The 22,246-nt window shown below is 72.7% G+C and carries 21 protein-coding genes and 1 tRNA gene; 10 read left to right on the top strand and 12 right to left on the bottom strand.

The window, feature by feature from the left end:
- Nucleotides 1-68 precede the first annotated feature (68 nt).
- Entirely contained in the window at nucleotides 69-1,301 is a 1,233-nt protein-coding gene (locus AWQ70_RS19855) for an NAD(P)/FAD-dependent oxidoreductase (protein ID WP_067178186.1), read from the top strand.
- Here the strand turns inward: AWQ70_RS19855 and AWQ70_RS19850 are convergent.
- A complete protein-coding gene (locus tag AWQ70_RS19850) occupies nucleotides 1,298-2,203 on the bottom strand; it encodes a M23 family metallopeptidase (protein ID WP_067178653.1) in 906 nt (301 codons plus the stop codon). The two genes, AWQ70_RS19855 and AWQ70_RS19850, sit on opposite strands and share 4 nt — an antisense overlap.
- Before the next feature lie 139 nt (nucleotides 2,204-2,342).
- On the opposite strand from AWQ70_RS19850, the gene dnaG reads away from it, so the two are divergent.
- The 4 genes from dnaG to AWQ70_RS19830 all read left to right on the top strand — a co-directional run bounded on the left by dnaG (nucleotide 2,343) and on the right by AWQ70_RS19830 (nucleotide 7,878).
- A complete protein-coding gene (dnaG, locus tag AWQ70_RS41320; protein ID WP_067178184.1) occupies nucleotides 2,343-4,436 on the top strand; it encodes a DNA primase in 2,094 nt (697 codons plus the stop codon).
- Nucleotides 4,437-4,614: 178 nt separating this feature from the next.
- Nucleotides 4,615-5,718, top strand: a complete 1,104-nt coding sequence (rpoD, locus tag AWQ70_RS19840) for an RNA polymerase sigma factor RpoD (RefSeq protein ID WP_245647051.1) — start codon at nucleotides 4,615-4,617, stop codon at nucleotides 5,716-5,718.
- A 334-nt stretch (nucleotides 5,719-6,052) separates the two neighbouring features.
- Nucleotides 6,053-7,297: an MGH1-like glycoside hydrolase domain-containing protein gene (locus tag AWQ70_RS19835; RefSeq protein ID WP_067178181.1), complete on the top strand. Its 1,245-nt coding sequence runs from the start codon at nucleotides 6,053-6,055 to the stop codon at nucleotides 7,295-7,297.
- A gap of 41 nt (nucleotides 7,298-7,338) precedes the next feature.
- On the top strand, nucleotides 7,339-7,878 hold the full coding sequence (locus AWQ70_RS19830; RefSeq protein ID WP_245647050.1) for a hypothetical protein: 540 nt from the start codon (nucleotides 7,339-7,341) through the stop codon (nucleotides 7,876-7,878).
- Nucleotides 7,879-7,930: 52 nt separating this feature from the next.
- Here AWQ70_RS19830 and AWQ70_RS40195 read toward each other — a convergent pair whose 3' ends face one another.
- Nucleotides 7,931-8,245 (bottom strand): hypothetical protein, encoded by a 315-nt coding sequence (locus tag AWQ70_RS40195; RefSeq protein ID WP_067178180.1) that lies wholly within the window; start codon nucleotides 8,243-8,245, stop codon nucleotides 7,931-7,933.
- A gap of 152 nt (nucleotides 8,246-8,397) precedes the next feature.
- Between AWQ70_RS40195 and AWQ70_RS19820 the strand changes: the two genes are divergently transcribed.
- Together AWQ70_RS19820 and AWQ70_RS19815 are read left to right on the top strand one after the other, a co-directional pair.
- Nucleotides 8,398-8,473 (top strand) — tRNA-Asn (locus AWQ70_RS19820).
- A 129-nt stretch (nucleotides 8,474-8,602) separates the two neighbouring features.
- Nucleotides 8,603-9,508, top strand: coding sequence for an enoyl-CoA hydratase-related protein (locus AWQ70_RS19815; protein ID WP_067178179.1), 906 nt, complete (start codon nucleotides 8,603-8,605; stop codon nucleotides 9,506-9,508).
- Nucleotides 9,509-9,578: 70 nt separating this feature from the next.
- On the opposite strand, the gene galK is transcribed toward AWQ70_RS19815, so the two are convergent.
- Nucleotides 9,579-10,700: a galactokinase gene (gene galK, locus AWQ70_RS19810; RefSeq protein ID WP_067178178.1), complete on the bottom strand. Its 1,122-nt coding sequence runs from the start codon at nucleotides 10,698-10,700 to the stop codon at nucleotides 9,579-9,581.
- A gap of 72 nt (nucleotides 10,701-10,772) precedes the next feature.
- Here galK and AWQ70_RS19805 point away from each other — a divergent pair, with 72 nt between their 5' ends.
- Both AWQ70_RS19805 and AWQ70_RS19800 read left to right on the top strand, forming a co-directional pair.
- Nucleotides 10,773-11,654 carry a 1-aminocyclopropane-1-carboxylate deaminase/D-cysteine desulfhydrase gene (locus tag AWQ70_RS19805; protein ID WP_067178176.1) on the top strand — a complete coding sequence of 294 codons (882 nt, stop codon included), beginning with the start codon at nucleotides 10,773-10,775 and terminating at the stop codon, nucleotides 11,652-11,654.
- 51 nt (nucleotides 11,655-11,705) lie between these two features.
- Nucleotides 11,706-12,482 (top strand): maleylpyruvate isomerase family mycothiol-dependent enzyme, encoded by a 777-nt coding sequence (locus tag AWQ70_RS19800; RefSeq protein WP_067178175.1) that lies wholly within the window; start codon nucleotides 11,706-11,708, stop codon nucleotides 12,480-12,482.
- Between the two features lie 82 nt (nucleotides 12,483-12,564).
- Here AWQ70_RS19800 and AWQ70_RS19795 read toward each other — a convergent pair whose 3' ends face one another.
- The 6 genes from AWQ70_RS19795 to AWQ70_RS19770 form a co-directional block, all read right to left on the bottom strand.
- Entirely contained in the window at nucleotides 12,565-13,071 is a 507-nt protein-coding gene (locus AWQ70_RS19795) for an HAD domain-containing protein (protein ID WP_067178173.1), read from the bottom strand.
- A 291-nt stretch (nucleotides 13,072-13,362) separates the two neighbouring features.
- Nucleotides 13,363-13,773 carry a VOC family protein gene (locus AWQ70_RS19790; protein ID WP_067178170.1) on the bottom strand — a complete coding sequence of 137 codons (411 nt, stop codon included), beginning with the start codon at nucleotides 13,771-13,773 and terminating at the stop codon, nucleotides 13,363-13,365.
- 136 nt (nucleotides 13,774-13,909) lie between these two features.
- Nucleotides 13,910-14,251: a hypothetical protein gene (locus AWQ70_RS19785; RefSeq protein WP_067178169.1), complete on the bottom strand. Its 342-nt coding sequence runs from the start codon at nucleotides 14,249-14,251 to the stop codon at nucleotides 13,910-13,912.
- A gap of 95 nt (nucleotides 14,252-14,346) precedes the next feature.
- Nucleotides 14,347-15,309 (bottom strand): helix-turn-helix domain-containing protein, encoded by a 963-nt coding sequence (locus AWQ70_RS19780; RefSeq protein ID WP_067178651.1) that lies wholly within the window; start codon nucleotides 15,307-15,309, stop codon nucleotides 14,347-14,349.
- A 163-nt stretch (nucleotides 15,310-15,472) separates the two neighbouring features.
- Nucleotides 15,473-17,743 (bottom strand): protein translocase subunit SecD, encoded by a 2,271-nt coding sequence (gene secD / locus AWQ70_RS19775; protein ID WP_067178165.1) that lies wholly within the window; start codon nucleotides 17,741-17,743, stop codon nucleotides 15,473-15,475.
- A gap of 260 nt (nucleotides 17,744-18,003) precedes the next feature.
- The gene (locus AWQ70_RS19770; protein ID WP_067178164.1) at nucleotides 18,004-18,477 is read right to left on the bottom strand and encodes a hypothetical protein; all 474 of its coding nucleotides are present in this window, start codon (nucleotides 18,475-18,477) and stop codon (nucleotides 18,004-18,006) included.
- Nucleotides 18,478-19,304: 827 nt separating this feature from the next.
- On the opposite strand from AWQ70_RS19770, the gene AWQ70_RS19765 reads away from it, so the two are divergent.
- On the top strand, nucleotides 19,305-19,787 hold the full coding sequence (locus tag AWQ70_RS19765) for a metallophosphoesterase family protein (protein ID WP_067178650.1): 483 nt from the start codon (nucleotides 19,305-19,307) through the stop codon (nucleotides 19,785-19,787).
- A 195-nt stretch (nucleotides 19,788-19,982) separates the two neighbouring features.
- On the opposite strand, the gene AWQ70_RS19760 is transcribed toward AWQ70_RS19765, so the two are convergent.
- The 3 genes from AWQ70_RS19760 to AWQ70_RS19750 are packed head-to-tail and all read right to left on the bottom strand — an operon-like array spanning nucleotide 19,983 to nucleotide 22,206.
- Entirely contained in the window at nucleotides 19,983-20,837 is an 855-nt protein-coding gene (locus AWQ70_RS19760; RefSeq protein ID WP_067178162.1) for an SDR family NAD(P)-dependent oxidoreductase, read from the bottom strand.
- Complete coding sequence (locus AWQ70_RS19755) at nucleotides 20,834-21,322, bottom strand: nuclear transport factor 2 family protein (RefSeq protein WP_067178160.1); 489 nt, start codon at nucleotides 21,320-21,322, stop codon at nucleotides 20,834-20,836. Before AWQ70_RS19755 ends, AWQ70_RS19760 begins: the two co-directional genes overlap by 4 nt.
- Entirely contained in the window at nucleotides 21,319-22,206 is an 888-nt protein-coding gene (locus AWQ70_RS19750; protein WP_067178649.1) for an LLM class F420-dependent oxidoreductase, read from the bottom strand. The genes AWQ70_RS19755 and AWQ70_RS19750 overlap by 4 nt, the downstream gene beginning before the upstream one ends.
- Between the last annotated feature and the right edge of the window lie 40 nt (nucleotides 22,207-22,246).

The raw sequence follows: 22,246 nt of genomic DNA, 5'->3' as shown, positions 1-22,246 counted from the left end.
GCGCGTTCCGGTCGACGCGGGCGCAACACGGGCGGATACTGCGCGAAAGCCGGGAGTGAGAGGTGCAGATGTCGACGTACGCGATAGTGGGGGCGGGCCTGGCGGGGGCGAAGGCGGCGCAGACGCTCCGTGAGGAGGGCTTCACCGGCGAGATCGTGCTGATCGGGGCCGAACAGGAGCGCCCCTACGAGCGGCCGCCGCTCTCCAAGGGCTACCTCCAGGGAAGCACCGAGGTGGCGAAGGTCTACGTGCACGAGCCCGGTTGGTACGCCGAGCACGACGTGCGGCTGCTGCTGGGCGTCGCCGCCACCGCGGTCGACCCCGAGGCGCACACGGTCCACCTCGACTCCGGCGAGCGGCAGCCGTACGACAAGCTGCTGATCGCGACCGGGGCGACGCCGCGCCCGCTGCCGGTGGACGGCGCGGACCTGGAGGGCGTCCACTACCTGCGCACGCTCGCCGACAGCCAGGCGCTGCGCGCCGCCTTCGCCCATCAGGGGAACGTCGTCGTGATCGGCGGCGGCTGGATCGGGCTGGAGACCGCGGCGGCGGCCCGCCAGGCGGGATGCGCGGTGACGATCGTCGAGCCCGAGCCGACGCCGCTGCACCGGACCTTCGGCCCGGCCGTCGGGGAGATCTTCGCCGAGCTCCACCGGCGGCACGGCGTGGAGGTGCTGCTCGGCGTCTCCGTCGCCCGGCTGGAGGGCGCGGGACACGTCCGTCACGTGATCACCTCGGACGGCCGCTCGCTGCCCGCCGACGACGTGGTCGTCGGCATCGGCGCCGCCCCGAACGTCGAGCTGGCCCGCGGCGCCGGGCTCGAGGTGGCCGACGGCATCGTCGTGGACGCATCGCTGCGCACCTCGCACCCCGACATCTACGCGGCGGGCGACGTGGCCGAGGCGATGAACCCCCTGCTCGGCCGGCCCATCCGGGTCGAGCACTGGGCCAACGCGCTGAACGGCGGCCCGGCGGCCGCCCGCGCCATGCTCGGCCGGGACGTCGTCTACGACCGGGTGCCGTACTTCTTCACCGACCAGTACGAGCTGGGGATGGAGTTCTCCGGCGACATCACCGGCCACGACCGGGTGGTCTACCGGGGGCCGGTGGAGAGCCTGGAGTTCGTCGCCTTCTGGCTGCGCGAGAACCGGGTGCTCGCCGGGATGAACGTCAACGTCTGGGACGTGACCGACGACATCCAGGCGCTCGTACGGGCGGGGCGGGCCGGGACCGCCGTCGACCCGGCCCGGCTCACCGACCCCGGTGTCCCGCTCGGCGACCTCCTGCCCGGTCCCGCCTAGCCGGGCGTGACGACGGTGGCCTCCTCGTCGGGCTCCTGCCTGACACTGGTGCGCGTCTTGCCGCCCTTGTCGGCGCCGCCGCCCTTCGCCGCGGGCGGTTGCTTCGAGGTGCACAGCCGGTCGCAGGAGGGGAGCCTGCCGACCCGCTTCCGCATCGCGAACACGGCCTTCTTCGGGGAGAGGGTCCGGTTGCCGTCGTACCAGGCGTCGAGGTAGTCCCAGGGCTCGATCATGCCGCGCCGGATCCACCAGTACTCCTGTGGGACCGGCCAGGAGATCGCGAAGTAGAGGTTGCTGGCCGTGTCGCGGGCGTTGCCGGAGTTGCCGAGGCTGCCGAGCCGCTGGCCCGCCTTCACCTTGGCGCCCGGCCGCACCTGCGGCTCGACCGAGTCGAGATGGCCGCCCAGGTAGAGCACGCCGTCCTCGCCGAGGACCGTGACGAACCTGCCCTCGCGGTCCTGGCCCCGGTCGGTGGACGGGACCCACCTGTTCTGCACGTTGACCTCGCGGACCACGCCGTCCACCGGCGAGACGAACGCGCAGCCCTTTCCGGCCCAGATCGTGCTCTTGGGCAGCACGAGGAGCTGCCGCGCGTACGACACGCGGCACCCCTTCACCGGGAACGCGTAGGTGTACTCCGACACCTTGGGCGGCGGGAGCCGTACGGGATCGGGGGCGGGGGGCGGGGCGACGGAGCGCATGTGGTCGCCGTCACCGACGACGGACCCTCCGGAGGTGGCGGCGACGGCGCCGTCCGGCGAGGTGGTGGGCGGTTCCTCGGTGCGGGGCACCGGCGGAAGCGTGCTCACCCCGGCCACCCCGGCCGGCGCCCCGCACGCGGCGGTCAGCCCGGCGACGGCCACGGCCGCGGCCGCCGCGGCGGCCAGTCTGCCCGATCGCATGATCTCCACCCGCTCGACGTTAGCGAGATCCGACCGTTCCTTTGTAACCGACGCGGATTTCGGTCACGACCCGTTACCTGGATTCGGTCCCGGGCAGGCCCCGCCCAAGGCGTCGGTTCCAGGGCCTAAACTCGCGAGCGTGGCAGGGCGTAGCGGTGCAGGGCGGATCAGCGACGAGGACATCGCGCTCGTGCGGGAGCGCTCGCCGATCGCCGACGTGGTGGGGGAGCACATCCAGCTCCGGAACGCCGGCGGCGGCAACCTGAAGGGGTTGTGCCCCTTCCATGACGAGAAGTCCCCGTCGTTCAACGTGACGCCGGCCCGGGGCTACTACTACTGCTTCGGCTGCGCCGAGGGCGGCGACGTCATCACGTTCGTCCGGAAGATCGAGAACCTCTCGTTCTCCGAGGCCGTCGAGCGTCTCGCGCAGCGCGCCGGGATCCAGCTCCGGTACGAGCAGGGCGGCTACGTCCCCGGGCGCGAGCAGGGCGAGCGGGTCAGGCTGATCGAGGCGCACCGCGCCGCCGCCGAGTTCTACGCGGAGCAGCTCGCCACGCCCGACGCGGCGCCCGGCCGGCGGTTCCTGTCCGAGCGCGGCTTCGAGCGGGTGGACGCCGAGCGGTTCGGCGTCGGGTACGCCCCGGCCGGGTGGGAGGCGCTGTCCCGGCACCTGATGGCCCGGGGGTTCACCTCCCAGGAGCTGATCAAGGGCGGGCTGTCCAGGGAGGGCCGCCGGGGGCCGATCGACCGGTTCAGGGGCCGGCTGGTCTGGCCGATCAGGGACATCACGGGCGACGTCATCGGCTTCGGCGCCCGCAAGCTGCTCGACTCCGACGACGGCCCGAAGTACCTCAACACCCCCGAGAGCCCGATCTACCACAAGAGCTCCGTGCTGTACGGCGTGGACCTGGCCAAGCGGGAGATCGCGCGCCGCTCCCAGGCGGTCATCGTCGAGGGCTACACGGATGTCATGGCCTGCCACCTGGCCGGGGTGCCCACGGCGGTGGCGACCTGCGGCACGTCCTTCGGCGAGGAGCACATCAAGGTCCTGCGGCGGCTGCTGCTCGACCAGGCCGAGTTCCGCGGCGAGGTGATCTTCACGTTCGACGGCGACTCCGCCGGGCAGAAGGCCGCCCTCCGGGCGTTCCAGGACGAGCAGAAGTTCGTCACCCAGACGTTCGTCGCCGTCCAGCCCGACGGGCTCGACCCGTGCGACCTGCGGGTGAAGCAGGGGGACGCCGCCGTCCGCGACCTCATCGCGAGCCGGGAGCCGCTGTTCGCCTTCGCCATCCGGAGCGTGATCTCCCGCTTCGACCTGACCACCAACGAGGGACGGCTCGGCGCCCTCGACGCGGTCGCCCCCGTGGTGGCCTCGATCAAGGACCCCGGGCTGCGCAAGACGTACGTCGTGGACCTGGACCGGTGGCTGGGCTTCATGGACGAGGGGTTCGTGATCCAGCGTGTCCAGCAGGCCATCGGCCAGGGCGGACAGGGCGGTCAGGGCGGCCAGCCGGGGCAGCACGGGCAGTCCGGACAACACGGCCACCCCGGCCACCCCGGGCAGCGCGGGCAGTCCGGTCAGTACGGTCAGTCCGGTCAGCGCGGGCAGTCCGGGCACGACCGGCAGGGGTTCCCTCCAGGCCGGGGCGGCCCGTACGGCAGGCAGCAGGGCCGTGGGTACGGCGGGCCGGACCAGGGCCGGCAGTACGGCGCACCCGGTCCCGAGCGGCAGCACGGCGGGCCCGGCCAGGGGCGCGAGCAGGCCGATCCGGTCGCCATGCTGGAGGCGGAGGCCCTGAAGCTCGCCGTCCAGCGGCCCGCCCTGCTCGGCCCCGAGTTCGACGCCCTCGGCGGTGAGGCGTTCATCCGGCCCGAGCACGCCGCGCTGTACGGGGTGATCGTGGCGGTGGGCGGCACCGCCTCGGGCGGCCCGGGCGGCCAGGAGTGGGTCGAACGCCTGCTCGGGGCGGCGGGCGACGAGCTGCGCCCGGCGCTCACCCGGTTCGCCGTCGAGGAGCCGCGCGTCGAGGCGGGCGGCGAGGAGCGGTACGCCGCGGCGGTGCTCGCCCGGCTGCTGGAGACGGCGGTGGGCCGGTCGGTCACGCAGATCAAGGCACGGCTCCAGCGGCTCAACCCCGTGGAGGAGCAGCAGGAGTACAACCGCCTCTTCGGCGAGCTGGTGGCGCTGGAACAGCAGCGGCGGGTGTTGCGCGAGCGCGCCGCCGGGGCATGAATTACTTTCCTTTCCGTTCCTGACAACCGGCAAACGCCTATTTTGATTGCGATCGGGTATTGACTTCTGCCTTACCTTGGGTGACAAAAATAGGCCTGCCGCTTTGTTGTGTTCATGCCGCAGACTGTGATGCGTGGGTGCATCGGTGCTACCAAGTGGGCCGCCATCGGTAGACCAGGTGGCGGACCTCGTCGCGAAGGGAAGGGAACGCGGCAGCGTCACGGTGGACGACGTGGCCGCCGCGCTCGACAGGTCCGAGCTTCCGTCCGACGCGCTTGAGCGTGTCGTGCGGATGCTCGCGGAGAACGGGGTCGAGGTCCTCGAGCCCCAGGGTGACGACGAGCCGAGCAGACCGGACGACGACGACGCCGGCCGGCGGGCTCCGACCAGCGATCTCGTCCGCATCTACCTGCGGGAGATCGGCCGTGTTCCATTGCTGACCGCCGAGGAGGAGGTGGAGCTCGCCAAGGCGATCGAGGCCGGCCTGTTCGCGGAGGACAAGCTGTGCGGCCAGGCCGTCCCGCTGGGCCGCCGTGAGCTCGAGGACCTGGTGTGGGAGGGCGTGCGCGCCAAGCAGCGGCTGATCGAGGCGAATCTGCGGCTCGTGGTCTCGATCGCCAAGCGTTATGTCGGCCGGGGAATGCTCTTTCTCGATCTTATCCAGGAGGGAAATCTCGGACTGATCCGCGCGGTCGAGAAATTCGATTACACCAAGGGATACAAGTTCTCGACCTATGCCACGTGGTGGATTCGTCAGGCGATCACCAGAGCGATCGCGGACCAGGCCCGGACGATCAGAATTCCCGTCCACATGGTCGAGACGATCAACAAACTCGTCCGGGTGCAGCGCCAGCTCCACCAGGACCTCGGCCGCGAGCCGGCCCCCGAGGAGATCGCCGCCGAGTTGGACCTGCCCATCGACCGCGTGGTGGAGATCCAGCGGATCGCGCAGGAGCCGGTGTCGCTCCAGTCGCCCATCGGCGAGGAGGACTCCGACCTCGGAGACTTCATCGAGGACGCGGACGCGGTGGTGCCGATCGAGGCCGCCGCGTTCATCATGTTGCAGGACCAGCTCGACGACATTCTCGCCACCCTGTCCGAGCGCGAGCAGCGGATCATCCAGCTCAGGTTCGGGCTGTCGGACGGCCACCCCCGCACGCTGGAGGAGGTCGGCCGCGAGTTCGGAGTGACCCGCGAGCGCATCCGGCAGATCGAGTCCAAGACGCTGGCCAAGCTGCGCCACCCGACCCGGGCCCAGATGCTCCGCGACTACCTCGAGTAGCTCCGCCATACGGGCCGTCCCGGCCTCCGGCAGGTGTCCGTACACACTCCGCGCAGGGTCCCGGCTCGCCGGGGCCCTGCGCGCTTCCAGTGGGAAGGCGGGGCCGACGGCCCGGTGTCCCGGGGCGGCGAGCGTTTCCCTCGCCGCGGCCGCGCACGCCCTGGTCCACGCCGGTGATCTCGCCGCGCGGTGCGCCGGGTTCGCGCGGTCGACGGCGGTGACCGGTTCCGATGCGTACGCTTTGCTCACGGCTCAGGTGACAGCCGGGTCGGTTGGGCAGATCTGGGCCGGCATATTCGGTGATTTCTGGCCTTTGTGGGATTAATCTGGACCGATGGACGGGCGTCCCGCTGTCGACGACGCCGCGCTCGGGCGGGCCGCCCTCGCGGTCCTCGACGCGAACTGGACCGGCGTCTCCACCGTGCCCGCCCCCGGCATCTATCCCCACCAGTGGAGCCTGGACTCGGCGTTCGTGGCGATCGGGCTCGCCCGGCACGACACGGCGCGGGCCGGGCAGGAACTGCTGTCGCTGCTCTCCGGCCAGTGGCGTACCGGGATGGTCCCGCACATCGTGTTCCACCACCCGAACGGGTACTTCCCCGGGCCGTCCATGTGGCGCTCGGAGGACGTGCCGGAGGCCCCGCGCGGCACGCCCACCTCCGGCCTCACCCAGCCGCCCCTGCACGCGTACGCCGCCTGGTGGGTCTGGAGGCACGCCGCCGACCGCGATCTCGCCACCCGGTTCGTACGGCGGGCCTGGCCGTCCCTCGTCGCCCAGCACGCCTATCTGGAGACCAGGGACGCCGGAGGCGCCGGGCTGGCCGCGATCGTCCACCCCTGGGAGTCCGGCATGGACGACAGCCCCGCCTGGGACGCGCCGCTCGCGGACCCGGAGGCGGACAGGCGCGGGGACGGCTACCACGACCGGTACTTCCGGCTCGCGGTGCGTTGCCGCGAGCACGGGTACGCGGCGTCCTACTACCGGGACGAGCACCCGTTCGCGGTCGAGGACCCGCTCTTCAACGGCGTCTGGCTGCTCTCATGCGACGCCATGGCGCGCCTCGCGTCCGAGGCCGTCGGCGCCGACCCCGCGCCCTTCCAGGAGGCCGCCGCGCGGATCAGGGCGGCGCTGCTCGACCGGCTGTGGGACGGCGCCTTCTACGCCCGGGACGTCCGCGCCGGGCGGCTCGTCCCGGTCTGCACCATCGGGGGTTTCGGTCCCCTGCTCGACCCGGGGCTGCCCCGGCACGTCGTCGAGACGCTCACCGCGCTCCTGGAGTCGACCAGGTTCATGGGGGCGGCCGGATATCCCGTCCCGAGCTGCGACATCAGGGCCCCGGAGTTCGAACGCGGCCAGTACTGGCGCGGCCCCTCGTGGATCAGCACGAACTGGCTGCTCGCCCGGGCGGCGGCCGTACACGGGCTGGACCGGCTGAGCGAGCTGCTCGTCGCGAGCACGTTGCGGCTGGTCCGGCAGGGCGGGTTCCGGGAGTGCTTCGACCCCTTCGACGGGACCGGGCACGGGTGCCGCGACTTCTCCTGGTCGGCCGCGCTCACCCTCGATCTGCTCGGGAGATAGCCTGCGGCTGTACCGATCGTCGTGTTCCCTGGCGGTGCCCCTTGGCTGGATCCTCGTTCTCCCGCGCGTTCTCCGGTCTCACCGGGGCCCTCTTCGGCGGTCGTCTGCCCTCCGAGGTCCGTACGGCCCTGGCGCTCGAACCGGGCGAGCGACTGCTGAGCCACGCGCGTACGGCCGACGCGGACGCGGGGGAGGCCGGGGGGTACGCGGTGGCGACCACGCTGGCCCTGCACCTGCCCGGCGGGCGCAGGCTGCCCTGGCATCTGGTGGACAAGGCGACGTGGGACGAGGACGGCCTCACCGTCGTGATGACGGACGGCGAGACCCACAAGGCGGCGCTTCCCGAGCCCGGCCTGCTGCCGGAGACGATCCGTGAGCGGGTCACCTCGACGATCGTGGCCAGCAGGCACGTCGCGCTCGACGCGCGCGGAGGCGTACGGCTGGTCGCGCGGCGCGTTCCCGGGACCGAACAGCCGCGGTGGGAGTTCGTCTTCGATCCCGGTCTCGATCCCGGCGACCCGGGACTGCGCGCACTCGCCGAGCAGGCGCTCGAAGAGGTGCGCCGCAGCCTCGGTGTCTGAGGCGCCGACGGCCGGGGAGTCCGGCGGCGCGACACGTGGCCGGTAGCGGGGGTCAGGTCGTCCCGGGGTCGGGCCAGCCGGCTCCGCTCGGCACCCGCTCAGCCGTCCACGGCTTGGCCTCGTGCCCCTGCTCGGGCTTGCGCATGAACGGGACCTTCCCGCCGAACTTGTCGCCCATCACGCCCTTGGCCTTGCCGGCGACACGGGCCGCCTGGGCGCCCACCAGGCCCGCCGCCTCCTGGATCGTCGGGCTGTCGGACACCCGCTGTGCCAGGCGCTTGATCTCCTCGTACCGCTCCCGCCCGGCCCGAGTGCCAAGGACGTAACCGATGGCCAGTCCGGCGGCGAACATCACCTTGTAGCGCATCTTCCACCTCCCCACTCAATGTCTCCGGCCTCCTACCCTGGGGGCCACGCTCTATCCAAGCGCAAGCGATGTGACACGAACCCCTCGGAGTGCGCTAATCTAGTTCCGCGCCGCAAGGAAAGCCGAAAGGCCGGAAGGCGGGGCAAGCACGATCCCGTGTAGCTCAATCGGCAGAGCAGCCGGCTGTTAACCGGCAGGTTATAGGTTCGAGTCCTATCGCGGGAGCCACCGGCTCCGAGGCCGGGTGACCGAGAGGTCACCCGGCCTCGTCGCGTTTCCGGGGTTTCCGGGTTTCCGGGGGTCGATCGACACGCCCGGACTGGTGTAGAACATAGTTCTGCGCACAGGGAGGCCGACATGCGGGTGCCGTCCGAGAACCACGACCTGGTGTTGTCCGAGAGCCGAGGCGCCGTGCGGATCCTGACGTTCAACCGGCCGGAGCGGTTGAACGCGTGGACCCCCGAGCTGGGACGGCGATATTTCGACCTCCTCGAAGAGGCCGACCGCGACCCGTCCGTCCGGGTCGTCGTGGTCACCGGCGCGGGAAAGGGATTCTGCTCCGGGGCCGACTTCCAGGCGCTCGCCGCGGTCCAGGGGGCCGGATCGCCGGGGGGCCGTGACGAAGATCACTCCGCTGGATCCCCGGGCCGGCGTACGCGAGACGGTGACGAGGATCACGCCGGCGAAGGCGGCGCCCCGGGAGACCGGACCGGCGGGATCGACGTCGTACTCGACCCCCGGCCCACCACCTTTCCCATCACCCTTCGCAAACCGGTCATCGCCGCGGTGAACGGCGCCTGCGCCGGGCTCGGCATGGTCTACGCCCTCGTCTGCGATCTCGTGTTCACCGCCGAGGACGCCAAGTGGACCACCGCGTTCTCCCGGCGCGGCCTCATCGCCGAGTACGGACTGGCCTGGATCCTGCCCAGGATCGCCGGGCAGGCGGCGGCCATGGACCTGCTCCTGTCCGGGCGCACGTTCACCGGCTCCGAGGCGTACGCGCTGCGTCTGGCGTGCCGTGCCGTACCGGGCGAGCGGCTGCTCGACGAGGCCCTCGCGTACGCGGAGGAGCTGGCGACGCACAGCTCGCCCGCGTCGATGGCGACCATCAAGCGGCAGGTGTGGGACGACTGGGAGCGGTCCCTCGACGAGTCGAGGGACCGGGCGGTCCGGCTGATGAGGGAGTCGTTCGGCCGGCCCGACTTCGCCGAGGGCGTGGCGAGCTTCCTGGAGCGCCGCCCGCCGGCCTTCCGGCCCCTGTGAGCACCTCGCGGCCGCGGTTCGCGGGCACCGGGCGGCGAAGCCGCCCGGTCGGCCGATCCGGCGGCTCCCGTCAGCGGAGGCGGCGGGCGCCCGCGGCGGGAGTCGCCTCCAGGAGGTCGGGAGCGGCCCAGCCGCGCGCCTCGTAGGCCCGCAGCACCTCGTCCCGGACGGACGGGAGGTGCTCCTCGGGGACGAGGGCGATGGCGGAGCCGCCGAAGCCGCCTCCGGTCATCCTGGCCCCCCGCGCGCGACCCCTGACCGCCGCCTCGACGGCCGTGTCCAGCTCGGGGCACGACACCTCGAACTGGTCGCGCAGGGACAGGTGCGAGGCGTTCAGGAGCGCGCCGATCTCGCGTACGGCGCCCGCGCGCAGCAGGCCGACGAGCGCCTCGACCCGGTGGTTCTCGGTGACCACGTGCTGGGTGCGCCGCCGCTCGTCGCCGCTCAGCCGGGCGAGCGCGCCGGCGAGGTCGGTGACGTCCCTGAGCGCGGGCACGCCGAGCCGCTTGGCGGCGTTCTCGCAGTCCTGGCGGCGCTTCGCGTACTGCCCGTCGGCCAGCTCGTGGTGGACCCGCGTGTTGATGATCAGGAGCCGCAGGCCGTGCGCCGCCAGGTCGAGCGGCACGGCCCGGCTGCCCAGGGAGCGGCAGTCGAGGAACAGCGCGCGGCCTTCCTCGCCGAGCGCCGAGGCCGCCTGGTCCATGATCCCGCACGGCATGCCGACGAACGCGTTCTCGGCCCGCTGCGCGATCTTCGCCAGCTCGATCCTCGGCAGGGACAGGCCGTGCAGCTCGTCGAGGGCGATCGCGACGGCGACCTCGAGCGCGGCGCTGGAGGAGAGCCCGGCGCCTCTGGGAACGTCTCCGTCGACCAGGATGTCCGCGCCGCCGACCCGGTGGCCCGCGTCGCGCAACGCCCACACCACGCCCGCCGGGTAGCGCGCCCACCCGTGCGCCCGGTCGATGTCCTCGACCGTCTGCTCCTCTCCGGGGGCCTGGAGCGACGCGAGCCGTACGACGCCGTCCGGGCGGGGGCTGACGGCGGCGGTCACACCCCACGGGACGGCGAAGGGCAGAACGAGGCCGTCGTTGTAGTCCGTGTGCTCGCCGATCAGGTTGACCCGGCCCGGCGCGTGCCAGACGCCCGCGGGATCGTCGCCGTACGCCGCACGGAAAGCCTCAACAACCCTCATAATCCAACACTCCTCAACAAGCGGCCTTCACGTAGGTTAGCGACTTCCCGTCCCTGTGCCAGCCTTGACCATATGGAAGCAGCGGCAGTTCCGCGGACGCCGGCGGGCATCGCGGCGCGGATCCCCTCGCCGGTCGAGGAAGTGCGCGACGAGCGCCTCGGAGGGGTCCGGCTGCTGCTCAAACGCGACGACCTCATCCACCCCGAGATCCCCGGCAACAAGTGGCGCAAGCTCAAGTACAACCTCGCGCCCGGTCGTGTGCTCACATTCGGCGGGGCGTACTCGAACCACATCAGGGCCGTGGCGGCGGCGGGCGCGGCCTGCGGGTTCGAGACCATCGGCGTGATCCGCGGCGAGGAGCACCTGCCCCTCAACCCCTCCCTGGCGTACGCGGTGGAGCGGGGGATGCGCCTGGCCTATCTGGACCGGTCGGCGTACCGGCGCAAGCACACCCCCGAGGTGATCGACGCCCTGCGCGCCGAGTTCGGCGACTTCCGGCTCCTGCCCGAGGGCGGCAGCAACGCGGCCGCCGTGCGCGGATGCGCCGAGATCGCGCCGGAGCTGGACGCCCAGCTCGGCGGGCGCTACGACCTGGTCTGCTGCCCGGTCGGCACCGGAGGGACCCTCGCCGGTCTCGCCGCGGGGCTCCCGCCCGGGCGGCGGGCGATCGGCTTCTCCGCGCTGAAGGGCGGCGAGTTCCTGGACGACGAGGTCGCGCGGCTCCAGCGCGAGGCGCTCGGGCGGGTCACCGGCGACTGGCGGGTCGAGTGCGGTTTCCATTTCGGCGGCTACGCGCGTTCCACGCCCGAGCTCCGCGAGTTCGCGGACGGTTTCGCCGCGCGGCACGGACTCCGGCTCGACCTGGTCTACGTCGCCAAGATGATGTACGGGATCTTCACCCTGGCGCGGGAGCTCGCGCCCGGCACGGTCGTCGTCGCCGTGATCACCGGCTGAGCCGGTGGAGGGCCGTACCGCTCGCGGAGTGGGAGAGGTACGGTCGGCGACATGACTGAGCTGATCCACGGCGACCGGACCCACGAGGAATACTGCGCGGCGGTCGAGGACGGCGCGGCACGGCTGCGCGCCTTGGTGGCGGAGGCCGATCCGGCGGCGCCGGTGCCCACCTGTCCGGGATGGTCGATCGCCAAGCTGGTGAAACACGTCGGGATCACCCAGCGCTGGGCGGAGCACCTGGTGCGCACCCGTGCCCCGGAGCGGGTCGGGTCGCGCGACGTGCCGATGGACCGGCTGGGCGAGGGGGACGACCCGGCGGCGTGGCTCGCGGCCGGGACCGGACGGCTCCTCGCCACGCTGCGTGCGACCGCGCCCGAGACGCCGGTCTGGTCCTGGGGCGGCGACCACCACGCCCGCTTCTGGTCCCGGCGGATGCTGCACGAGCTGCTGGTCCACCTCGCCGACGTCGAGCTGGCGCTGGGCCGTGCGCCGGCGATCGACGCCGCGACCGCGATCGACGGCGTGGACGAGTTCCTCGGCAACCTCCCGTACGCCGACTGGGCGGCGGAGCGCACCGCGAAGCTGTGCGGCGACGGCGAGACGCTGCACCTGCACGCCACGGACGCCGACGGCGAGTGGATGATCATGCTCGGGCCCGACGGGTTCACATGGGCGCGCGGGCACGGCAAGGGCACGGTCGCGGTGCGGGGAACCGCGGGCGACCTGCTGCTCCTCGTGTACGGGCGGCTGCGGCCGGACGGCGGCCGGTTCGAGGTCTTCGGCGACGAGAGGCTGCTCGCCCGCTGGCTGGAGAACTCGGCGATCTGAGCGGCGCACGTCCCGCCGGGCGAGCCGGACGTCCGGTGCGCGGCCGGCGCCCGTGTCCGTCGTTCGGGATCGGTGGGGTGGCTCAGGCGCGGGGAGCGGCCAGCCAGTCGCGGGCGCGGTCGATGTCGCATCCGGACAGCCCGCTCCGGGGATCGACCTCGATCAGGAGGAAGTCGCCGACGTCCGGGTGGCCGGTCAGGTACTCCCAGTCGGCGGACGTGAGCTCGTCGTCGAACCACACGAAGGGCCGGCCCCGGACGTACTCGGCCACCGGGCCCGTCTTGAAGAGCGTGCCGTCCGCCGCGGGCGCCCCGGCGGTCACCTTGATCACGGGGAGCCGGGGCAGGCCGAGACGCGGGCCGATCTCCTCGTTCGCGTTCTCCTCCCACGTGGTGGCCCAGACCAGCTCCGCGCCGGTGTCCTCGGTCAGGCCGCGCAGTTCCGTGCCGTGCCGTCCGTTGAGCAGCACCTGGTACGTGTGACCGTCGACGACGCACTCGTGCCTGGCGAACCGGGAGGAGGGGCGGTGGAACGGGTTGAGCACCCCGTCCACGTCGAGCAGCACCAGGGGACGGGCCGATGTCGTCACGAGCTCCTCCAGAGCGGGCGGTACTGCCTGATCAGTACACGCTACTCAAACGACTCACTCTGGGGACATATGTCACCGCTGGGAGAATTGAGGCCAAGTGACGCGCGTCCGCGAGACGCGCCGAGAGCCGCCACAGGCCCGCGGTCGGGCCGGAACACCGCGGGACGTTTCCTGAGAGGTCCCCGGACCTTGGGATTCGTGGCCCCGGGATTCGCGCCCCGGGATTCGTGGCCCCGGGATTCGCGGCGGGCCTCGGCCGGTGAGGCCCGCCACGGCCGCGTTCCTCCAGGCTCAGCCCTTGCGCGGCTCTCCGCGATACGTGCCGAACGACCAGAGGTTGCCCTCCGGGTCGCGGACCGCGAAGTCGCGCGAGCCGTAGTCCGTGTCGTGCGGCTCCTGGATCACCTGCGCGCCCGCCGCCGTCGCCCGGGCGCAGAGCGTGTCCGGCTCGTCGGTGACGACGTACGCGCCGAAGGTGCCGGGCTCCAGCGCCCACTTGTCGTCCGGCGTGTCCCGGACCGAGCCCAGCATGAGGCCGCCGCCGAGCGGCCACGACAACTGGGCGTGATCGACCCGCTCGCCCTCGCCGTACACGGCGGTCTCCTCGAAGCCGAACGCGTCGACGAGGAAGCGGATCAGGCCGCGCGCGTCACGGGCGCGCAGCGTGGGCCAGACCTGGGGTGGTGGTGTGTTGTCCGTCATACCGCCAGTCTGCTGCCACCCCCGGCCCCGGGCTTGTACGTTTCGGAACTCCTCCGCCGGTCGCCGCCGGGCTCCGCGTCGGGAGAGTTCGGGGAAGCGGGCGTCGGGCACGGCCTCGGCGGGCCTGGTGCCGCGGTCACGCGGGCAGCGGGCCGTAGAGCAGGTAGACGAGGACCTGCGCCAGCAGGACGCAGACCGGAAGGGCGGGAACGCACCAACCGGCGACCCGTCGGGCGCGAGCCCACCGATCCCGGGCCAGCCCCAGGAACACCATCACGACCACCCAGACGAGCGGCGTGGCCAGCCAGCCGTATGCGGTCACGGATGCCCACGCGCTCACCGAAGCGCATTTCCCACTCTCGTACTCCGTATATGGGTCGAGCCCGCACTCCCTGAGCTCGATCAATCCGGTGACCAGGAACAACGCGAAGAATCCCAGGATCCACGACGCGAGGGCGACGGCGAACGCCCAGCCCATATGTATCCCCGGCGCCAAACGGCGCGATCGCGACGAAGCCCGCTCCACGGAAATCACGCTCAGAACCTAGAGCGCCCGCCCCGGTCGATCAATCGTCAGGCGGGTCGATCGGAGGCCGGGGGCGGGGAGCCGGCCGTGAGGTTCCCGGACTCCTCGGCGAGCCAGCGGCTCGGGGGACATCCGGCGAGCGCCCCGAACTCGCGGGCGAGATGGGCCTGGTCGTAGTAGCCGCAATCGGCCGCGAGGGCGGCGAGGGTGGGCGCGGCGCCCTCGTCGGCCAGGCGCCGCAGTGTGCGGCGAGCCCGGTCGAAGCGCACCACCCGGGCCGCCTCCTTCGGGCCCAGGCCGATCTCCTCGCGGAAGCGCCGTCCCAGGTATCGGGTGCTCCAGCCGATCTCGCGGGCCAGATCGGACACGCCGACCCCGCCCCGGGTGTCCAGCAGCCGCCGCCACGCCCACGCGACCTCCGCGGGCATGGCCGCCTCCGCGCCGCGCCGCGTTCCCGGCCCTCCGCCGAGCGGGCGGCGGCCGCCCGGACTCCCGGCCGAGGCCGGTCCCGTGCCGGAGGCCGAGCCGAGCAGCGACGTGAGCGCCGTGTCGAGCGCCCCGAAGCGCGCGGGCCATCCGGCCGCCTCCAGGAGCCGCTCGCGCAGCTCGTCCGCCGCGGAGCCGAGGACCTCCGCACCGTCGAGATCGGCGTCCGCCAGCTCCCCGGCGGGCAGGCCCAGCAGCGCCCTCGCGCCCAGCGGCGTGAGGGCGAGCTGGACGCCGGACTGGCGGCCGTCGTGAGTGATGACCGCCGGCGCGGTGTGCAGGCCGCCCACCAGGGTGTCGTACGTGCCCGGCGGGGTGTGCGGGTCGGGGTGCACGGCCACGACCAGCGGATCGTCAAGCGTGAGGATCATCGTGAGGTACGGCGAGGGGAGCCCCCGGTGCCGGCCCGGTGGGCCGCCCGCCTCGCGGTAGCCGATGTACGCGGTGACGAACCGCCGCAACGGCGGCGCGGGACGCTTCGTCACGAACTCGGCCGTCACGCCGCCGGTGTCCGGATCAGCCATCGTGTCCTCCTCCCCGCCCCAGTCTCGCCGATCGGGCCGCGCCCGCTCCAGCGGAAGCGGGCGCGGGCGCGGGTGGATCACCCGATCGGGGGCCGTTCCTCCCGTACGCCCGGGGAACGCCCGTACGGGATCCCCGGGCGTACGAGGCGTCCGGCCTCGTGGCTCAGACCACCGCCCCCGACCCCTGGCGCGAGGCCGAGGTGCGCTTCTTCACCGGCTGCGGCGGAGGCGCGGAGCTGCGCCGCTCGAACTCGACGGCGAGCGGGGCGGCGACGAACGCCGACGAGAGCGTGCCCACCACGACGCCGAGCAGCAACGCCACCGCGAAGTCGGTGAGCGAGTCCCCGCCGAGCAGCGCGAGCGCGGCCAGGATGAACAGCGCGCCGAGGCCGGTGTTCACCGTACGCGGCACGGTCTGGACGACGGCGGTCCCGGCGATCCGCGAGAAGGGGGTCTTGGGGGACGCACCCCACATCTCCCGCACCCGGTCGAAGACCACGACCTTGTCGTTCACGGAGTATCCGATGATCGTGAGCACCGAGGCCAGGAACACGCCGTCGATCGGCTTGCCCATCCAGGCGAACGCGCCGACCACGATCGACACGTCCACCGCCAGCGCGAGCACCGCGGCGGTGCCGAACGACCAGCGGAAACGGAACGCCAGGTACGCGAGCTGCGCGGCGAGGGCCACGCCGAGCGCGATGAGGGCGTTGCGCCGCAGCTCGTCGCCGAGGCTGGGCCCGACCAGCTCGTCACGCAGCTTGGTGACCTCGCCGGTCACGCTCGCCAGCGCCGACTCGATCTTCGCCGCCTCGTCCCCGGTGATCTGGCCGGTCCTGACGGTGATGCCGTCGTCCGACCGCTGGACGACCGCGTTCGGGAAGCCGGCGTCGGACACGGCCTGCCGGGCGGTGTCCACGTTCACCGGAGCCGACGTGGAGTAGTCGGCGATCCGGCCGCCGGTGAACTCCACCCCGAAGTCGAGCCCGCGGACGAACAGCCCGGTCAGCGCGAGGACGGTCACCGTGGCGCCGATGCCGAGCCACAGCCGGCTGCGCCGCATCAGGTCGGGGTTCTTCCTGGTCAGCCAGGTCCGGAGCGCGCCCACCGAGCCGAGCCCGGAAAGCCGGGGCCGCGAGTTGACCGCACGCCGCCCGACCGCCCACTGGGCGAGCACCCGAGTGATCAGCATCGCGGACACGAGCGACGCCAGTACACCGAGGGAGAGCGTCACGCCGAACCCGCGTACGGGGCCGGAGGCGAGGAAGAACAGCAGCCCGGCCGCCAGCAGGGTGGTGATGTTGGAGTCGGCGATCGCACTCCACGCGTGGTGGAATCCCTTCAGCAGCGCCGGGCGCAGCCCCTTGGCCGACGCCGCCGTGTACTCCTCCCGGGCACGTTCGAAGACCAGCACGTTGGCGTCCACGGCCATGCCGATGGCGAGCACGAACCCGGCGAGGCCGGGCAGGGTGAGCGTCGCGCCGACGGCGACCAGGGCCGCGTACGAGATCAGCGCGTAGCAGCCCAGCGCGATCGTGGCGAGGAACCCGACCAGCCGGTACGCGAGGGTGAGGAAGATCGCCGTGAGCAGCACACCGATGACCGCGGCCTTGGCGCTCGCCTCGATGGCGGCGGCACCGAGGGTCGGGCCGACCGTCCGCTGTTCGACGATCTCCACCGGCACCGGCAGGGCTCCGCCCTTGACCAGCATGGCGAGGTTCTGCGCCTCCTCGGTGGTGAAGGATCCGCTGATCTCGGTCTTGCCGCCGGTGATGCCGACGTTGCAGCGTACGGTGTCGTTCACCTGGGGCGAGGAGATGACCTCGTTGTCGAGGACGATGGCGATCCGCCGTTTGGGGTCGCCCGACGGCGCGCAGGCGGCGTCGCCGGTCAGCTTCTCCCAGGGGCGGTTGTCCCGGAAGTCGAGCGAGACGAACCATCCGCTGGCGCGTTCGGGATCGATCCCGGCCTTGGCGTCACTGACCGCCTCGCCGGTCAGCCCGGCCGGGCCGAGGAGCAGCTTGTTGCCGTCCTCGTCGGGCAGGATCAGCTCGTCCTTCTTCGGCTTGGTCGACTCCTCGGGATAGTCGAGCACCTGGTGGAAGGTGAGCTGCGCGGTCGTGCCGATGGTCTCGGCGGCCTTGCGCGGGTCGAGCACGCCGGGCAGCTCGACGATGATGCGGCGCTCGCCGGAACGGGCGAGCGTGGGTTCGGCGACGCCGAGCGCGTCCGTACGGCGGCGGAGCACCTCGAGCGTGCGGTCGGTGGCCTCGGCGTCGGCCTTGGTCGTGGGGGAGTCCCTGGTTTCGAAGACGAGCTGGGTGCCGCCGCGCAGGTCCAGACCGAGACGCGGCGACATGGTGAGGGCGAGGACGAGTGATGTCGCGATGACGGCGAGCGCCGCCAGCGCGCGTACCACAGGGGCACGCGACATGAGAGCCTCCACAGACGGAGTGGGATGACGCGCCGCGAAGGCGCGGGAAGGCATACCGGGATCGGGAGACGCCCTGCCGGGTTCCGCGTACGGCCGGCCGCGTGCGGCGGGCCGTGAACGGCGCATGACGAGCCGGCGTGACGGAGACCGGCGCTTCGGAGAGCGCGGGAGCCGGCGCGTCGGCGTTCACCGATCGAAGAGCTTCGCGCGGCAACGGCGCGCGAGGGCATACCGGGATCGAGAGCGGGTGGACGTCGCTCTCAGTCTGTGAAGGGTGGCGCGCGGCCGGGCGAGACGCCCGGCGCGGCGAGCGGATCGGCTCCGCCGTCCTGCGGCGCCGCGGCCGCGCCGCGCTCGGGCGGCGTCGTGGGGCGGCGCCGGTCGGCGAGCACCACCGTCTGGCCCGCGCCTGTGACGGCGCGGTTCGCTCCGATGACCGCCTTCTGCGGACGCCCGGAGAGGTCGTGCGAGACCGGATCGTGATCGCCCGGTCGAGGGGAGGGCAGGACGTGGTCGCCGCTCGCGGCCTCCCATTCGGAGGGGGCCGTGACAGCGGAGGCGGCGGCGTCCGGTGCCGCGGCCGCGAGAACGGAGGGCGCGGACGACGCCAGGACGGCGGTCTGGGGCAGCGCGCCCAGCACGCCCGCGGCCGGGACGCCGCTGACCAGGAGCGGGAAGATCAGGCAGATCAGCCATCTCGCGGGCACGGCGAGGAGCGACGAGCGACGGCGCACGGCTCCCCCTCCTCCCCGCGTAGATGTTCCGGTCAGCCTAGCCAGGTCTGGGAGCGGCCGAGATTCGCAACGCCGCCGCGCGGCCCTCCGGGGCTGTGGATCTACGTGCTCTCGCCCAGGCCTGTACGGAGTTCGGATCTTCTGGTGGGTTCGCGGCTTCGCGCCCGCACGAGGGTGCCGTCGAGCACGAATTAGGGGGAGCCGGCCTCCTGCGCTGCCCGCAGGGCGTGAGAAGGGTGGGCCTGGGGCGGGGCCTGGCAGGCGCCGGAGGCCCGGAAGGGGTCGGCGAGCTGGGCCGGTAGGCGGTGGGGTAGTCCGGTTTGGCGGCCATGCCGAGTTGTTCAGAGGTGAAGCGGCGGGTGGGGTCGTAGGAGAAGGTGCCGAGCAGGTGGTCCCAGACGAGGGTGAACAGGCCCGCTGACCTCGCCGTGGGGGCCGCCTGGCCGCGCTCAGGGCGTGGTGGAGGGCAGGGCGGCGAGCAGGTGGGAGGGGGGCAGGCCGAACATCTCCCGGGTGACGCGGGTCAGGTGGGAGCTGTCGGCGAAGCTGGCGCCGTGCGCGGCCTCGGTGAGGCCGGCGCCGCCCGCGCGCCCGGGCCGGCGCGGAGGGCGTGCCGGACGCGGGTGGGGATGATCGCGACCTGGACCGGCCGGCGGACCTGGTGGGGGTCGGTCAGCTCAGCGGGGCATCATGGGACCCTCACGGGCGCCGGCGGCGTGCGGGTGTCCGAGGAAAGGCGGTGGAATGGACGTCGAGGGGGAGAGCGGGCATCCTTCCGGCGGCGGTCGCGCCGAAGGGCCGCGAGCCGGGTCGTGTCGGAGGTGGTGATGAAGGTCGTCGTCCTGGCGGACACCCACGCGCCGCGCCGGTGGAAGGCGTGCCCTCCTCGGGTGGCGGAGGAGCTTCGCGACGCCGACGTGATCCTGCACGCCGGGGACGTGTGCGTGCCTTCGGTGATCGGCGAACTGGAGGCGTACGCCCCCGTCCACGTCGTCAAGGGCAACAACGACGTCCCCGAGTTGGTCGCTCCGGAGACCCTGGAGCTGGATCTGGGCGGCGTGCGGACCGGGATGATCCATGACAGCGGTCCGGCGCGCGGGCGGATCGGGAGGATGCGCCGCCGGTTCCCGGCGGCGCACCTGGTGGTCTTCGGCCACTCCCACATCCCGCTCGACGAGACGGATCAAGGGGTGCGCATCTTCAATCCGGGGTCGCCGACGGACCGCCGCCGCCAGCCGCACGGAACTCTGGGCGTTCTCCGGATCGACGGCGGCTCCCTCGTCGAGGCGAGGATCGTGCCCGTCACGTGAGCCTGAGGACCCCGCCGGTGGGGCGGCGGTCGGGGGTGAGCGCCGGGGATCGGCCAGGTGACAGGCCAGGTGACCGGCAGGGTGTGCGCCGGCCGAACCCGTCCCCCGCTCAGGCCAAGTCCGTCCCGCACGGCCGGTCCTCGTGTTGGACAGGCCCCCGTCCCGTTCGGCCTTCGTGGGGGACGGGCCGCCGTGTCAGGGTTCGTTGGGCATGTTCGTCCAGCCTTTCCGGTCGGCTCTGCCGTACCAGCCGGAGGCGGCGAGGGTGCCGCCGTCCACCGGGACGGTGTGGCCGGTGACGAAGCGCGCGTCGTCCGAGGCGAGGAACGCCACGACGGCCGCGTAGTCGTCGGGCTCGCCGAACCGGCCGAGCGGGATCCACGTGCGCAGCAGTTCCGGATCGCGCCCGCGCAGCATGGCGGCCGCCGGTGTCTGCTCCGTGTCGGCCAGGTCGGGCGCGATCGCGTTCACTCGGATGCCGTACTGGCCGACCTCGACGGCCAGGCTCTTCGTGAACGCCGACACGCCCGCGTTGTACGCCGAGTAGACGGCGTGCCCGGGGATGCCGCGGAACGCCTCGACGGTGGAGTTGTTGACCACCACGCCGGAACGCCGCTCGATCATCGCCGGAAGCAGGGCGTAGGTCATCTTGAACACGTGCAGGAGGTTCAGCTCGTACAGGCGCTGCCACTGCTCGGGCTTGCTGTGCAGGAAGGTCTTGGACGCCGGGCGGAAGTCCCCGACGTTGTTCACCAGTACGTCGACGCGGCCTCCGCCGACGTCGAGGGCGGTCACGGCGACCCGCTCCACGGTCTCGTCGTGCGCCGCGTCGCCGATCACGGTGACGCAGCGGCCGCCGGCTGCCTCGATCTCGGCCCCGGTACGTTCGGCGGCCGCCGCGTCGACGTCGTTGAGCACCACGAGGTCGCCGGCCGCGGCGAGGCGGCGGCTGATCGCGCCTCCGATCCCGAGCGCGCCGCCGGTCACCACGCATACGCGGGCGTGCGCCCCGGACCCGGCTCCGGCGGCGGGTGCCGACGCGTCGGTCATCGTTCTCCTCCTCGCTCCGCGTCGCCGCGCCACCGGCGTACGGGCCGTGTCTCGATCCATTCGATCCCGAGCTCGCGGCGGCGGAAACGCCAGCCGGCCTCGTCGTCCCGCAGGTAGGAGTCCGTGTAGCGCAGGTGCCACACCAGGTCGGACACCTCGCCGGAGGGCCGCTCCGACAGGTGGTGGGCGACGCAGGCGACGCTTCCCGTGGCCGTACGCGGATCGGGGCCGGCGTCGAAGACGTGCCCGGTCAGGGCGTGGAAGGTGACGGGAAAGGCGGCCAGCTTCGCCATGGTGCCCCGGATCTCGGCACGCCCGGTGTGGGCGCGCACCGGGCCGAGCTCGCGCGGCGCGTCCGGGAGGACGAGCACGCCGTCCTCGGTGAACAGGCGTGCCAGGCCGTCCAGGTCGCGGCGGTCGGTGTACAGCGCGTATCGGGACACCAGGTCGGCGAGCTCGACGCGGTCGCCGGTGCCGAGGGTCACGCGGGCACCAGCCCGAGCCGGTCGGCGCAGGCCGACAGCTCGTCCTTGGCCTGGGAGAGGTCCTGGGTCGGAGTGGCGGCGAGCACGACGCGGTCGGCGCCGAGCGCGGCGAGGGACTCGGCCCGCTCCGGCGTGATCCGGCCGACCAGGTGCCCGAGGCTGAGTTCCAGGGCGTCCGGGTCACGGCCGTTCTTCTCGGCCTCCTCGCGCATGACGCCCACGAGGCGGCGCAGGTCGTCGCCGGCCACGCCGAGGGGCTGGAGGCCGTCGCCGCGCCTGCCCGCCCTCCGGGCGGCGGCCACGCTGTGCCCGCCGATGTGGATCGGCACGCCGTCCGGGCGGACCGGCTTCGGGTAGCTCATCGCGCCGCGGAAGTCGAAGAACTCCCCGTGGTGCTCGACGCCCTCGGGCGAGGCGCCGGCCCAGAGCTTGCGCATCACGTCGATCTGCTCGTCGGCGCGCCGGCCGCGGGCCTCGAAGGGGGCGCCGCACGCCTCGATCTCCTCGCGCATCCAGCCCATGCCCACGCACAGGCGCAGCCGGCCGCCGGAGAGGGCGTCGATGGTGGCGAGGCGCTTGGCCAGCACGACGGGGTGGTGGTTGGGGAGCACCAGGACGCCGGTGGCGAGCCCGATCCTGCTGGTGCGGGCGGCCAGGAAGGCCAGCAGGTCCAGCGGGTCCGGGATGTCGCAGTCGTCGGCAAGCTCCATCTTCCCGGACCTGTCGTACGGGTAGACGCTGGAGTACCCGGTCATCACTACCGCGTGCTCGACGGCCACGATGGACTCGAATCCGCAGGCTTCGGCGTGCTGGGCGTATCCGCTGATCCACTCGGGGTCGGCGGTGGTGTTCGCGGCCACGGGGGCGATGACGGCGTACTTCATGTCGCTCACCATAAAACCTCCGATCATCACAAGAAGGGAT

The organism is Microtetraspora niveoalba (assembly GCF_001570405.1).
Classification (GTDB): Bacteria; Actinomycetota; Actinomycetes; order Streptosporangiales; family Streptosporangiaceae; genus Microtetraspora; species Microtetraspora niveoalba.
This window is presented reverse-complemented; position numbering and strand designations above follow the sequence as displayed.